A 14,338-nucleotide genomic window follows, 5' to 3' on the forward strand; every position below is an offset into this window, starting at 1 on the left:
TGCCCGCCCCAGGGGCGTACCGCACCGGCAAACGCAAGCCGGAGGAGGGATCCACCTCGACCAGCCTCACGAAATGATTCCATGTGCGGGCGGGAACCGGTCAGGAGATGCAGAAGTCGTATGGGCTGTAGAGCGCAGACTGCGGGTCGAGCAGGTCGAATAGCACACTCGACGAGGCCCACAGCGAATGAGTAGCTACCTGAATGTTCGGGCGGCGGCGGATGCGATTCACATGCGCGCAGCAGGGCGATGCCGCGCTGTCCCAGTTCAGGAGGGCGACAGCCAACGGCTTGCGCGCCCGCGACCCGACCTCACAAGGGGGGAGTCGAGCCTTGTGATAGCCAGGCCCTGGATAGCATCGATCTTCGTACAGATCGAGGAACGCCGAGGGGCTTGTGTTGACTACCGACCATCTTGACCGCTGGAACGCTCACGAAGCTTCGGCGGAGGCGATGATTCCGATCATTGGCAGGCTGTATCGCGAGAAGGGGGTGACCATCCTCCTGCACAGCCGGTCGCTGGTGAACAAATCGGTGATCAGCATTCTGCGGACGCACCGGTTCGCGAGGCAGATCGAGGGTGAGGAACTGTCGATCGAGGAGACGCTGCCGTTCCTCGAAGTGCTCAGCGCGTTGGATCTGGGGCCGTGCAAGATCGACCTCGGCCGATTGGTGATGGCCTATCGCACCGACGATCGCGGGCTATCGATTCCGGAGTTCACCGCCGCAGTGTTGGCCGATGTCACCGACGGCAACAAGGCCGAGCCGCAGGGTCCGCGGGACGTGGTGCTGTACGGCTTCGGGCGGATCGGTCGTCTGGTCGCTCGGCTGCTCATCGAGAAGGTCGGGTCCGGCAATGGGCTGAACCTGCGGGCCGTGGTGGTACGCAAGGGCGGCGAGGGTGATCTGGCCAAGCGCGCGTCGCTGCTGCGGCGGGATTCGGTGCACGGCCAGTTCAATGGAACGATCAAGGTCGATGCCGAGAACGACACGATCATCGCCAACGGCAACGTCATCAAGTTCATCTACAGCGATGATCCGACGACGATCGACTACACCGAGTTCGGGATCAACGAGGCGATCCTGATCGACAACACCGGCAAGTGGCGTGACCGTCAGGGCCTGTCGCAGCACCTGCAGAACGGCATCGCGAAGGTCGTGCTCACCGCACCAGGAAAGGGCGACGTCCCGAATATCGTGCACGGCGTCAACCACCGCGACCTCGATCTGTCCGAGCAGATCTACTCGTGCGCTTCCTGCACGACCAACGCGATCGTGCCACCGCTCAAGGCGATGGATGACGAGTACGGCATTGTCCGCGGTCACGTGGAGACGGTGCATTCGTTCACCAACGATCAGAACCTGCTGGACAACTTCCACAGGGCCGACCGTCGGGGTCGCTCCGCGCCGTTCAACCTCGTGCTCACCGAAACCGGCGCCGCATCCGCGGTCGCGAAGGCGATGCCGGACTTCAAGGCCAAAATCACCGGCAACTCGATTCGCGTTCCCACGCCGGACGTTTCGGTCGCGATTCTGAACCTGCAGCTCGAGCGGGAGGTCACGAAGAGCGAGGTGCTCGCGTACCTGCGCCAGGTATCGCTGTCCGGACCGCTGAGCCGCAACCTCGACTACACCGCGGCCACCGATGTGGTCTCCAGCGATTTCATCGGATCCCGCGCGGCATCCATCGTCGACGCCAATGCCACCATCATCGACGGCGACACCGCGATCCTGTACCTCTGGTACGACAACGAATTCGGCTATTCGTGCCAGGTGGTCCGGACGGTGCAGTTCATCTCGGGCATCGAGTACCCGACCTACCCGCAGTTGGGCGCGCCGGATCGCGCCGCCGTTCCGGCGACTGCCGCGCGGTAGTCCGCACCACGATTCGGCCGAAACCTATTCGGCCATAGCGGTTTTCCGCCGGTAGCGGCGTGGCTCACGCCGTCGCCCACGCCTCGACCGGCGACCGTAGTGCGGCCCCAACCCGTCGACGGTCCACCGGTACTCACCCGGCTTGGTCAGCCCGCCGGAGGTGTCGCCGTGGCCGTACCCCTGAATTCGACGACACGATCCGCCCGCCAGCCAGGGCTGTGATCGCTTGCCACGCTTGGCAAATAACGCAGACTCGATGGTTGAGACGTGAGTTCGGCGGGTCAGTTCCAGGCGGTCAGGTAGCGCCGCACGCAGTGTCGAGGAGGGTGGCCGCGGCAACGCGGGCGTGTGCGGCGGCATCAGGCTGCCCTGCGATAGCGGCGGTGGTCTGGGCTCCTTCGATGAGGATCGCGATCTGCGCAGCGACGGCTTCGGGGGCGCCCGCGTCGTGGACCAGTTGAGCGAGGTATCGCTGGAAGCCGTCTTTGTGTTCGTGTACGACGCGAGTGACGTTCGGCGAGCCGGCGCTCAGTTCACCGAAGATATTGATGAAGGCGCAGCCGTGAAAGTCCGGCTGGCGGAACCACATGTCGAGGAAGTCGAAGACGGATAGCACCTTCTCACGTGCGGTGACCGCGTCCTCGGCACTGGCGGAGATGCCGGCATTCCATTGGGCCCTGCGGCGGTGCAGGACACCGACGATCAGGTCGTCCTTGGAGGGGAACAGGGCGTAGATCCGTTTCAGGGATATCCCCGCGTCGCTTCGGACCGCGTCCATGCCCACGGACTGAACTCCGCGCGCGTAGAAGAGTCGGTCGGCTGCTTCCAGCACCCGCTCTCGAGCTTCTGTGTCGTCGATCATGGTCTTATCCCTTGCGCTGAGAACGTTCGTTCTCTAGCGTAGTGCACAGTCCGGAGAACGACCGTTCTCCAGCTGATTTCAGGAGTATGGCAATGACTACCATCACGGTCGGAACCGAGAACAGCACACCGATCGAGCTCTACTACGAAGACCACGGAACCGGCCAGCCGATCGTGCTCATCCACGGCTACCCACTCGACGGCCACAGCTGGGAGCGGCAGTCCCGTGAGTTGATCGCCGCTGGTTACCGGGTCATCACCTACGACCGGCGCGGCTTCGGACAGTCGAGCAAGGTCGGCACCGGATACGACTACGACACCTTCGCCGCCGACCTCAACACACTGCTCGAGACGCTCGACCTGCGGGAGGTGATCCTCGTCGGCTTCTCCATGGGCACCGGCGAACTCGCCCGCTACGTCAACAGGTACGGCCATGAGCGTGTCGCCAAGCTCGCCTTCCTCGCCTCACTGGAACCATTCCTGGTGCGTCGCGACGACAACCCGACCGGTGTACCGCAGGAGGTCTTCGACGGCATCGCCGAGGCCGCCCGCGCCGACCGGTACTCCTGGTTCACCAAGTTCTACGAGGATTTCTACAACCTCGGCGAGACGCTCGGCAGCAGGATCAGCCAGCAGGCCGTCACCGCCAGCTGGAACACCGCGACCGTCTCGGCACCGGTGGCCGCCTACGCGGTCGTCTCCTCCTGGATCGAGGACTTCCGCGACGACGTCGCCGCGGTCCGCGCCTCGGGCAAGCCCGCACTGATCCTGCACGGCACCAAGGACAACATCCTGCCGATCGACGCGACCGGGCGCCCGTTCCACGAAGCCTTCCCGGAGGCCGATTACGTCGAGGTCGACGGAGCCCCCCACGGACTCCTGTGGACCCACGCCACAGAGGTCAACGAAGCACTGCTGCGCTTCGTCCGCTCCTGAACACCACCTCCGGCGGGTCGCGGTGGACCGCGCCGTGTCCCGCCGGAGGGCTCATGGCAGAACGTAGGAAAAACGGCGGATTCGCGGCAACCAAGTATGCAGGTCGGTTAAGTCGGCCAGGTCGGCAACGGTGGATACCCGCACAAGACCGCGGTGCAGACGGGTCCACTCCGCGAGTCGTCATAGCGCTGGCTTCACATGCCGAGCGTGCGCAGTGGTATGGATCGATGGGTGAAGCCTGATCCAGCATTCACCATCCCCACCCCCGAGCTCGCTTCCCCTTGATACCGGATCTCGCTTGGACACGCGAATCTTAGTCCAGAGCGATCGAGCCCTTACGTGCCCCGCCCACATGCGCACGGGCCGCCACCGTTGCCGCGCAGTACCCGGTCGCCGCCGAGTCGCCCGGTCGCGAGCCGCTGTCCGGGTGGCACCGACCGCAACATGAGCGATCACAACGTACTAAACAGCTGAGTCCTTGACACGGGCCAAATGTTCGCGCTAACAATGTTTGCGTTAACATTGTTAGGAGCGTCACAGTGGCGGACGAGTATGTGGTCGGTGTCGACTTCGGGACGTTGTCCGGGCGGGCACTTGTTGTCAGGGTGCGGGATGGGGTCGAGTTCGGTAGTGCGGTAAGCGAATACCGGCATGGGGTCATCAATCGCACCCTGCCTGTCACGGGCGTTGACCTTCCGCCGGATTGGGCATTACAGGATCCTGAGGATTACCTCGACGTTTTGCGGACGGTGGTGCCGGCGGCGCTGGCCGACGCGGGGGTCGACCCGGCCGATGTCATCGGGATCGCTACGGATTTCACGGCGTGCACGGTGCTGCCCACGCTTACCGACGGGACGCCGTTGTGTCGGCTGCCGCAGTTTGCGGGCCGTCCGCACGCTTACCCGAAGTTGTGGAAACACCATGCGGCACAAGCGCAGGCGGATCGGATCAACACCCTCGCCACCGAACGGGCTGAGCCGTGGATCAATCGGTATGGCGGCAAGATTTCGGCGGAATGGGAGTTCGCCAAGGCGCTGCAGATGTTGGAAGAGGATCCGGAGATCTATGCCCGCGCCGAGCGCTTCATCGAAGCGGCGGACTGGATCGTCTGGCAGCTGTGCGGCACGGAGACACGCAACGTCTGCACGGCTGGTTACAAAGGAATTCACCAGGACGGGAATTGGCCCAGCCGCGACTACCTCGCTGCGCTGAATCCGGACTTCGCCGACTTCGCCGTCGGCAAGCTGGTCCACCCGCTGTCCCCGCTCGGCGGCCGTGCCGGTGGCCTGACCGAGCGGGCAGCGGGATGGACGGGGCTGCGGCCCGGGATCGCGGTCGCGGTCGGCAACGTCGACGCGCATGTCACCGCGCCCGCCGCACAGGCTGTCGAGAATGGGCAGCTGCTCGCGGTGATGGGCACCTCCACCTGTCATGTCATGAACAGTGATCACCTCGCGGAGGCGCCCGGGATGTGCGGGGTGGTGGATGGCGGAATCATCAGTGGTAGTTGGGGATACGAGGCGGGGCAGAGTGGGGTCGGCGATATCTTCGCGTGGTTCGTCGACTCGTCGCTGCCGGGGCGCTATCACGCCGAGGCCGCCGCGCGTGGCATGGACGCGCACGCCTATCTGAGTGAGTTGGCGCAGCGGCAGCGGGTCGGTGAGCACGGCCTGGTCGCGCTGGACTGGCACAGCGGAAACCGCTCGGTGCTCGTCGACCACGACCTGTCCGGGATCCTGGTCGGCCTCACCCTTGCGACGAAACCCGAGGACATCTATCGCGCATTGCTGGAGGCCACCGCCTTCGGCACCCGCACCATCATCGAAACCTTCAATGCCGCAGGCGTTCCCGTTCGCGAACTCGTGGTCGCCGGCGGCCTGCTGAAGAACTCGTTGCTGATGCAGATCTATGCCGATGTGACGCGGTTACCGCTGTCGATCATCGGTTCGGATCAGGGCCCGGCGCTCGGCTCGGCCATCCATGCCGCTGTCGCCGCCGGGGCCTACCCGGATGTCCGTGCCGCCGCCGAGGCGATGGGCCGGGTGCACCGCAATGCCTACCTCCCCGATCCCGACCGCGCCGCCGCCTACGACGCCATCTACGCCGAATACCAAGCCCTACACGACCATTTCGGACGCGGCGGCACCGAGGTGTTGCACCGGCTGCGGCGCATCCGTAACGACGCACGAAGGGAAGTCGCCACCGCATGAACGAGCGCAGCGAGCGAACAGTAGGCACAGCTGAGCGAACCGCCATTACCGGCCTGCGTGAGCAACTGGTCGATCTGCATCGAGAACTACTGCGCTGGGGGCTGGTGGTGTGGACCGCGGGCAATGTCTCCGCCCGGGTACCCGGGGAGGAATTGCTGGTCATCAAGCCGAGTGGGGTGTCCTACGACGAACTCACCCCGAATTCGATGGTGGTCTGCGATTTCGACGGCAAGCTGATCGAGGGCGATCTGTCGCCGTCCAGCGATACCGCCGCGCACGCCTATATCTACCGGACGATGCCCGAGGTGGGCGGGGTGGTGCATACCCATTCGACCTACGCGAGCGCGTGGGCCGCACGCGCAGAACCGATTCCGTGTGCGCTGACCGCGATGGCCGATGAGTTCGGCGGCGAAATTCCGGTCGGCCCCTTCGCGCTCATCGGCAACGACGATATCGGCCGGGGTGTGGTCGCGACGCTGTCGGGCCACCGCTCCCCCGCCGTCCTGATGCGCAATCACGGTGTCTTCGCGGTCGGGCGCGACGCCCGCGCCGCGGTCAAGGCGGCCGTCATGTGCGAGGACGTAGCTCGAACCGTGCATATCGCGCGCCAGCTCGGTGAACCGGTCCCCCTCGCGCAGGCCGATGTGGACAGCCTGCACGACCGCTACCAGAACGTATACGGCCAGCACTGAATTCCGGCCGCCGACAAAGGAGTACGTCCTCGATGAACCCGAAACCGCGCATCGGCCTACTCGGCATCATGCAGGCCCTCTATGACGACATGATCCCGGGCATCGCCGAGCGCCAGGACCGCTACGCCCACGATATCGCCGAACAACTCGCCGATCTCGCCGACTGGACCGTCGGACGCCCGGTCAAGGACCGGCGTGACGCCGAGGCGGTCATGCGCGAATTCGTCAATGCCGATCTCGACGGCGTCATGGTGGTGATGCTCACCTACGGCCCGGCGATGCGGGTGGCGCGATTGTTCAACGAGAACCGACTTCCGGTGCTACTGGCCAATATTCAACCCGAACCCGCCGTCACCCCCGCCTGGGATATGGCGGACATGACCTATAACCAGGGCATCCACGGCGCCCAGGACACCGCGAATGCAATGGTCCGCGCCGACCGTCCGTTCACCGTCGTGACCGACGACTGGCGCACACCGGAATTCGCAGTGCGCGTTGATCGTTGGGCACGCGCCGCACGCGCGGTCACCGCATGGCGATCGCTGAAGGTCGGTGTATTCGGCTACGCCATGAACGATATGGGCGATATCCGCGTCGACGAGAACGCGCTGTTGCGGGCGCTCGGCCCGGAGATCAGCTTCGTCGCACCCGGCGACCTCTACCGCGGCAGCCAGGCGGTGGCCGACGACGATGTGGCGGCGCTGATGGCTTGGGAGGACCGGGAATTCGCGATCGATCCGGCACTGACCGGTGCCGAACGCGAAGACCACGCCCGGATGCAGATCGCCATCGAACGCATTCTCACCGACCGCGGCTACGGTGCGTACTCGACGCATTTCGACGCGATCGGCGAGGACGGCCGGTTCCAGCGGCTGCCACTGGCCGCGGCATCGAGTCTGATGGCCAAGGGGTACGGCTATGGCGCCGAAGGCGATGCGATGGCCGCCGCCATGGTCTACGCGGGACATCAGCTGATCGGCGACGGCCATTTCACCGAGATGTACGCGATGGACTTCCCTTCCGACTCGATCCTGATGAGCCATATGGGCGAAGGGAATTGGCGCATCGCGCGCACCGATGAGCCGGTCCGGCTGATCCGGCGCGAGCTCGGCATCGGCAAGCTCGACGAGCCGCCGACCTTCCTGTTCCGCTACCGGCCGGGGCCCGCGACGCTGGCCTGTCTGGTTTCGCTCGGCGGCGAAAAGTTCCGGCTGGTGGTGGCCGAGGGCACCGTGCTCGACAGCCAGGAACTGCCCGCGCTGGAGATGCCCTACGGCCAGTTTCGCCCCGCGAGCGGCGTTCGGGCCTGCATGGACGGCTGGCTCACCGCCGGCGGGCCGCATCACCAGGTCATGAATATCGGCCACCACGCCGCCGACTGGCAGGTCTTCTGTCAGCTCGCCGGCATCGAGTTCGTCCAGGTCTAGTCAAGGAGTTGTGCCCATGCCCACTATCAACCGACGCGGACTCTTCGCCGGCGCCGCCGGTGTCGCCGCGCTGTTGGCCGCCGCCGCGTGTTCCGTTGAGGACAGCGGTAATTCGTCCGCGGCCGGCGGCATGATCGGCATCGCCATGCCGACGAAATCCTCCGAACGCTGGGTCGCCGACGGCAACAATATCGTCAAGCAGTTCAAGGACCTCGGCTACGACACCGATCTGCAGTACGCCGAGGACGTCATCGAAACGCAGGTTTCGCAGATCGAGAACATGATCACCCGGGGCGTCAAGGCACTGGTGATCGCGGCGATCGACAACAAATCGCTCACCGGCGTATTGCAGCAGGCCAAGACGAACAAGATCGCGGTGATCGCCTACGACCGGCTCATCCGCGACACCGCGAATGTCGACTATTACGCCACCTTCGACAACTTCAAAGTCGGTGTGCTGGAAGCGAATTACATCGTGGACCGGCTCGGCCTGCGGGATGGCAAGGGCCCGTTCTCGATCGAACTGTTCGCCGGTTCCCCCGACGACAACAACACCTACTACTTCTTCAACGGCGCCATGTCGGTGATCCGGCCCTATCTCGACTCCGGCAAGCTGGTGGTCCGCTCCGGTCAGACCGCCATCGATCAGGTGACCACGCTGCGCTGGGACGGCGCCACCGCCCAGTCTCGGATGGAGAACCTGCTCAGCGCCAACTACTCCACCACGAATATCGATGCCGTGCTGTCGCCCTACGACGGCCTCAGCATCGGCATCGTCTCGGCCCTCAAGGCGGTCGGTTACGGCCGGGGCGATAAGAAGATGCCGGTGGTCACCGGCCAGGATGCCGAGAAGGCGTCGGTGAAGTCGATCATCGCGGGCGAGCAGACCATGACCGTCTTCAAGGACACCCGCGACCTCGCCAAACGCGCCGTGCAGATGGTCAATGCGATCTTGACCAGCGGCACCCCGGAAACCAACGACACCACCTCCTATGACAACGGCGCCAAGAAGGTGCCGTCGTATCTGCTGCAGCCGGTCTCGGTCGACAAGGACAACTACCGCAAGGTGCTGATCGACTCCGGCTACTACTCCGAGCGCGACTTCGCCTGACGACCAGGAAATGCCCGCATGGCCGAGTCAGGGCCCGGAGGAGGCAGCCTGCGTAACCACGGAGGGCCCCTCGGGCATGCAGAAAAGGACACAGCCCATGACCAAGCACATTCTCGAAATGCGCGGAATCACCATGGAATTCCCGGGTGTCAAAGCGCTCGACGCGGTGGATTTCGCGGTGGCCGACGGCGAAATCCACGCGCTGGTCGGTGAGAACGGCGCGGGCAAATCGACGCTCATGAAGGTGGTCAGCGGCGTCTACCCGCACGGCTCCTACAGCGGACAGATCCGCATGGACGGTACCGATGTGGCGTTCAAGGATATTCGCGGTAGCGAGGCGGCGGGGATCGCGATCATCCACCAGGAATTGGCGCTGGTGCCGCAGCTTTCCATCGCGGAGAATATCTTCCTCGGCAATGAGCGGCTGCGCAGCTGGACCGTCGACTGGCACGAGACCAATCGGCAGGCGATGCTGCTGATGCGGCAGGTCGGTCTCGTCGAGGATCCCGAAACCCTGGTCGCCGCTTTGGGGGTCGGCAAACAGCAGCTCGTGGAGATCGCCAAGGCGCTGTCCAAACAGGTGCGATTGCTCATCCTCGACGAACCGACCGCGGCACTCAACGAGACCGACAGCGCGAGCCTGCTCGCGCTATTGCGGCAACTGCGCGAACAGGGGATCACCTCGATCCTTATCTCGCACAAGCTCAATGAGGTGCTCGCGGTCGCCGATTCGATAACCGTGCTGCGCGACGGCCGCACCATCGAGACCCTCGATGCGGCGGCCGAAGAGGTCACCGAGGATCGCATTATCAAGGGAATGGTCGGGCGCGATCTCGACCACCGGTTCCCGCCGCGGGCTGATCCGCAGATCGGCGAGGTGTTCTTCGAGATCGCCGATTGGAATGTCGATCACCCGACCATCGCCGATCGCCGGATCGTCCGGGACGCCGAACTGAACGTACGGCGCGGTGAAATCGTCGGTATCGCCGGATTGATGGGTGCCGGGCGCACGGAATTGGCGATGAGTGTTTTCGGCCGGTCCTACGGCCGGAATATTCGCGGCACGATCCGCAAAGATGGTGCGGTACTGCGAGTTTCGTCGGTGCGCGATGCGATAGGCGCGGGTATCGCCTATGTCTCGGAGGACCGTAAGCAATACGGACTGATCCTCGATGAAGACATCCGGCGCAATATGACCCTGGCCAATCTTCCCGCGGTCTCCCGGCACACCGTCATCGACACCCACCGCGAGATCGTCGAAGCCGAGCGCCTGCGCACCCGGCTGACAGTGAAGACGCCGACGGTATTTCAGAAGGTCGGCAACCTTTCCGGCGGAAATCAGCAGAAGGTCGTGCTCGGCAAATGGATCTTCACCGAACCCGATCTGCTGATCCTCGACGAGCCGACCCGCGGTATCGACGTCGGCGCCAAATACGAGATCTACCTGATCGTCCACCAGCTCGCCGCCGCCGGGAAGGGCGTGCTGATCATCTCCTCGGAGCTGCCGGAATTACTCGGCCTGTGTGATCGCGTCTACGCGATGAGCCAGGGCCGTATTACCGGTGAACTCCCGAAACACGAAGCCACACAGGAGGCTGTCATGAAACTGATGACACGCGGCACCGCCACAGCCGAGGCGGTACTCGAATGACGTTGCTGGACAAGCTCGAAGACGACGGCTCCGCGGAGGTTATCGCGAAGGCCGTCGAGCAGAAACAGGTCGGCGCGCTCGCAGCGCTACGCCGCACCCTGCGCGGAAACGTGCGTCAATACGGCATGATCGTTGCGCTCGTGGTGATCACGCTGCTGTTCCAAATCCTCACCACGGCAAAGCTTTCCGACGGTGTCAGCCTATTGACGCCGCTCAATGTCACGAATGTCATCCTGCAGAACGGGTACATCCTGGTGCTGGCCATCGGGATGATGCTGGTGATCATCAACGGGCACATCGACCTGTCGGTCGGATCACTGTGCGCGCTGGTCGGTGCGGTGACCGGTATCGCCATCGTGCAGTGGCACTGGCCGTGGCCGCTGGTCGTGCTTGCGGCCGTCGCGATGGGGGCGGCCATCGGTGCATGGCAAGGATATTGGATCGCCTACGTCAAGATTCCGGCATTCATCGTCACCCTCGGCGGCATGCTGCTGTTTCGTGGTCTGGCGCAGTTGGTGCTCAAAGGGCAGTCGATCGGGCCGTTCCCGCAGGGCTTCGTGAATATCGCGGCCGGGTATCTTCCGAATTGGTTGCCGCTGCATGCCGTTCAGTTCGCCGGGTTCAACGGAATCGCGATACGGCTGCGTGTCGGCGAGCTGAACGGTTTGACCTTGCTTATCGGTGTGCTCGCGGTGGCGGCCCTGATGTGGTCGCAAATGCGGGTGCGGCAGCGCCGCCACTCCTACGGTCTGCCTGCCGGACCACGCTCGCTGTTCATCGCGAAGTTGGCGGCGCTCGGCGCGGTCATCCTGGCATTCAGCTTCGTATTGGCCTCCTACAACGGGATTCCGATTATCGGCGTCATCCTGATCGTGTTGATCGTGCTGTATTCGTTCGTCATGAACCGGTCGGTGATCGGGCGACGGATCTACGCCGTCGGCGGCAACGAGAAGGCCGCACAACTGTCCGGGGTGAATACCAAGGCCAATACGTTCTGGGTTTTCGTGAATATGGGCGTGCTCGCGGCGCTGGCGGGTGTCATCTTCGCGGCCCGGCTCGGTGCGGCAACTCCGAAGGCTGGACAGAACTTCGAGCTCGACGCCATTGCCGCGGCATTCGTCGGTGGCGCGTCGGCCAGCGGCGGCATCGGCACGGTCGTGGGTGCGATCGTCGGAGCGCTGGTGATGGGCGTGATGAACAACGGCATGTCGATGCTCGGCGTCGGCAGCGACTGGCAGCTGGTCATCAAGGGCCTGGTGCTGCTGGCCGCGGTGGCTTTCGACGTCTACAACAAGAAGCGCGCGGCGGCCTGACCCGTCACCGCTGGGCCGGTGCCGCCGTGCTGTCGCGCGTGACCAGCGTCGGCACCACCGACGGCGATGCCGGCTCGGCGGTGGTGCCGTCGAATTCCAAGAGCCGCAACAACATCTGCATACTGCGACGGCCTACTTCATCGAAGTCCTGCCGGACGGTCGTGAGCGGTGGCGAAAGGTAAGCGGCCTCCGGAATGTCGTCGAAACCGACCACCGAGATATCCGCGGGCACCCGGATACCGCGTTCGGTGAAGGCGCGCAGCATGCCGAGCGCCATCTGGTCATTGGCCGCGAATACCGCGGTCACGTCGGGCTGTGCGGCGAGCAGCAGGCCCGCTTCGTAGCCGGAGCGGGCACTCCAATCCCCGCCGATCACCGGGGGGATCGGCGCGCCCGCGGCCTCCAGCGTGCGTCGCCAGCCCTCGATGCGGTCGCGTGCCTCCAGCCAGTCACTGGGTCCGGCGACCTGCCATACCGTGCGATGCCCCAGATCGAGCAGGTGTTGCACCGCCAGCCGGGCGCCCTCGACTTGATCCACCGAAACCGACGGCAAGCCACTGTCCTGACCGGCTTCGACCGCGACGGCCAGCAGGCGTTCGGGCAGATTGTGCAGTGCCGCGGCGGCGGCCATCTGCGGCGCGATGACGATGATTCCATCCACACCCTGATCGGCCAGACTGTTCGCGGCCGCCAGCACGCTGGAACGGTCCACCGTCTCCAGCGCGAAGATGTTGACACCGTAACCCGCTGTGCGAGCGGCACGTTCGATGCCGAGCAGGGTGCATGCCGGGCCGTACAGGATGGTGTCGAAACTGACCACGCCGAGCATATTCGAGCGCCTGCTGACCAGCCCCCTGGCCATGGCGTTGGGGCGGTAGCCGAGCTGTTCGACGGCGCGCAATACCCGCTCGCGGGTCTCCGGGCGCACGTTCGCACTGCCGTTGAGCACCCGCGACACGGTCTGATGGGAGACTCCGGCGAGTTTGGCGACATCGGTCATGACCGCCGGGCGCGCGCCCGTCGGTCGAACCGCCGTTGAGGTGTCCCCGGCGGCAAATCCGTCCCTGTCCGTCACATCCCACCTTCCAAAGCGTCGTCCCGGTTCCCCCAGGTTAACGCTCACACGGCCGGTGGCCACACCGCGACCCGGAACCACCGCGCTGACCTCGGCAACCGATATTCAGTCGTCGCCACCAGATTACGGCCGCGCGAGCTCTTGACTAGAAGAATGTGAGCGCTAACACTAACAGGACTACCGCACCTCGGTGCAACACGTTTCACAATTCAAGGGAGAGCCTGATCGTGTTGAAGAGGCTTCTGATCACCGCCAGCGCACTTGTCCTCACCGCAGCAACGGCCGTCGGCTGCGGCAGCTCGGGAAGCGACCAGACCGTACTCGGGTTCTCCCAGGTAGGTGCCGAAAGCGGTTGGCGCACCGCGAATACGAAATCCATCCAGGACGCCGCGGCCGCCGCCGGAATACAGCTGAAATTCGCTGACGCCCAACAGAAACAGGAAAACCAGATCAAGGCGATCCGCACCTTCATCCAGCAGCGCGTGGACGTCATCGCCTTCTCCCCCGTCGTCGCATCCGGATGGGACACCGTCCTGAAGGAGGCCAAGGACGCCAAGATTCCGGTGATCCTCACCGATCGCGCGGTCGACTCGGCCGACACCTCGCTCTATGTGACCTTTCTCGGCTCGGATTTCGTCGAAGAGGGACGCAGGGCGGCGAATTGGCTCGTCGACGCGACCAAGAACTCGAACGACACCGTGAATATCGCTGAGTTGCAGGGCACCACCGGATCCGCGCCCGCGACGGATCGGAAGAAGGGCTTCCAGGAGGTCATCGGCGCCGACCCGAAGTTCAAGATCATCGCATCGCAGACCGCTGAGTTCACCCGCGCCAAGGGCAAAGAGGTGATGCAGGCATTCCTGGCCGCGCACCGGGATATCAACGTGCTGTACGCGCACAACGACGATATGGCGCTCGGTGCGATCCAGGCGATCGAGGAGGCCGGGCTGAAGCCGGGTAAGGACATCAAGATCATCTCGATCGACGGGACCCGAGATGCCTTCCAGGCCATGGCAGACGGCAAGATCAATGTGGTCGTCGAATGCAATCCGCTGCTCGGCCCGAAGCTGATGGAGATCACCAAGGAGGTCGTGGCGGGCCACCCGACGCCCAAGCGGATCGTCACCGACGAAGGCGTCTACACCCAGGACCAGGCCGCCGCCGCGCTGCCCACCCGAACGTACTGAG

General features: G+C 64.4%; 11 protein-coding genes. 9 read left to right on the top strand and 2 right to left on the bottom strand.

Annotation, left to right across the window (positions count from 1 at the left end):
* Window positions 1-398: 398 nt before the first annotated feature.
* Window positions 399-1,874, top strand: coding sequence for a glyceraldehyde-3-phosphate dehydrogenase (locus ACQPYR_RS32295; RefSeq protein WP_433622637.1), 1,476 nt, complete (start codon window positions 399-401; stop codon window positions 1,872-1,874).
* 295 nt (window positions 1,875-2,169) lie between these two features.
* On the opposite strand, the gene ACQPYR_RS32300 is transcribed toward ACQPYR_RS32295, so the two are convergent.
* Window positions 2,170-2,736 carry a TetR/AcrR family transcriptional regulator gene (locus tag ACQPYR_RS32300; protein WP_433622638.1) on the bottom strand — a complete coding sequence of 189 codons (567 nt, stop codon included), beginning with the start codon at window positions 2,734-2,736 and terminating at the stop codon, window positions 2,170-2,172.
* 92 nt (window positions 2,737-2,828) lie between these two features.
* On the opposite strand from ACQPYR_RS32300, the gene ACQPYR_RS32305 reads away from it, so the two are divergent.
* The 7 genes from ACQPYR_RS32305 (at window position 2,829) to mmsB (ending at window position 12,075) form a co-directional block, all read left to right on the top strand.
* Entirely contained in the window at window positions 2,829-3,671 is an 843-nt protein-coding gene (locus tag ACQPYR_RS32305) for an alpha/beta fold hydrolase (protein WP_433622639.1), read from the top strand.
* Between the two features lie 539 nt (window positions 3,672-4,210).
* Window positions 4,211-5,881 carry a ribulokinase gene (gene araB / locus ACQPYR_RS32310; RefSeq protein ID WP_433622640.1) on the top strand — a complete coding sequence of 557 codons (1,671 nt, stop codon included), beginning with the start codon at window positions 4,211-4,213 and terminating at the stop codon, window positions 5,879-5,881.
* A complete protein-coding gene (locus ACQPYR_RS32315; RefSeq protein WP_433622641.1) occupies window positions 5,878-6,573 on the top strand; it encodes an L-ribulose-5-phosphate 4-epimerase in 696 nt (231 codons plus the stop codon). Before araB ends, ACQPYR_RS32315 begins: the two co-directional genes overlap by 4 nt.
* Window positions 6,574-6,605: 32 nt before the next feature.
* Window positions 6,606-8,000, top strand: coding sequence for an L-fucose/L-arabinose isomerase family protein (locus ACQPYR_RS32320; RefSeq protein WP_433622642.1), 1,395 nt, complete (start codon window positions 6,606-6,608; stop codon window positions 7,998-8,000).
* Window positions 8,001-8,016: 16 nt separating this feature from the next.
* Window positions 8,017-9,111 carry a multiple monosaccharide ABC transporter substrate-binding protein gene (chvE, locus tag ACQPYR_RS32325; RefSeq protein ID WP_040698588.1) on the top strand — a complete coding sequence of 365 codons (1,095 nt, stop codon included), beginning with the start codon at window positions 8,017-8,019 and terminating at the stop codon, window positions 9,109-9,111.
* A gap of 97 nt (window positions 9,112-9,208) precedes the next feature.
* Window positions 9,209-10,762: a multiple monosaccharide ABC transporter ATP-binding protein gene (gene mmsA / locus ACQPYR_RS32330; RefSeq protein ID WP_433622643.1), complete on the top strand. Its 1,554-nt coding sequence runs from the start codon at window positions 9,209-9,211 to the stop codon at window positions 10,760-10,762.
* Complete coding sequence (mmsB, locus tag ACQPYR_RS32335; RefSeq protein WP_433622644.1) at window positions 10,759-12,075, top strand: multiple monosaccharide ABC transporter permease; 1,317 nt, start codon at window positions 10,759-10,761, stop codon at window positions 12,073-12,075. The genes mmsA and mmsB overlap by 4 nt, the downstream gene beginning before the upstream one ends.
* 4 nt (window positions 12,076-12,079) lie before the next feature.
* Here the strand turns inward: mmsB and ACQPYR_RS32340 are convergent, their stop codons facing one another.
* Complete coding sequence (locus ACQPYR_RS32340; protein WP_433622645.1) at window positions 12,080-13,150, bottom strand: LacI family DNA-binding transcriptional regulator; 1,071 nt, start codon at window positions 13,148-13,150, stop codon at window positions 12,080-12,082.
* A 227-nt stretch (window positions 13,151-13,377) separates the two neighbouring features.
* Between ACQPYR_RS32340 and ACQPYR_RS32345 the strand changes: the two genes are divergently transcribed.
* On the top strand, window positions 13,378-14,337 hold the full coding sequence (locus ACQPYR_RS32345) for an ABC transporter substrate-binding protein (RefSeq protein WP_040688225.1): 960 nt from the start codon (window positions 13,378-13,380) through the stop codon (window positions 14,335-14,337).
* Window position 14,338 lies beyond the last annotated feature (1 nt).

The sequence above is a fragment of the Nocardia sp. CA-120079 genome (genome assembly GCF_050955745.1).
Taxonomy (GTDB): domain Bacteria; phylum Actinomycetota; class Actinomycetes; order Mycobacteriales; family Mycobacteriaceae; genus Nocardia.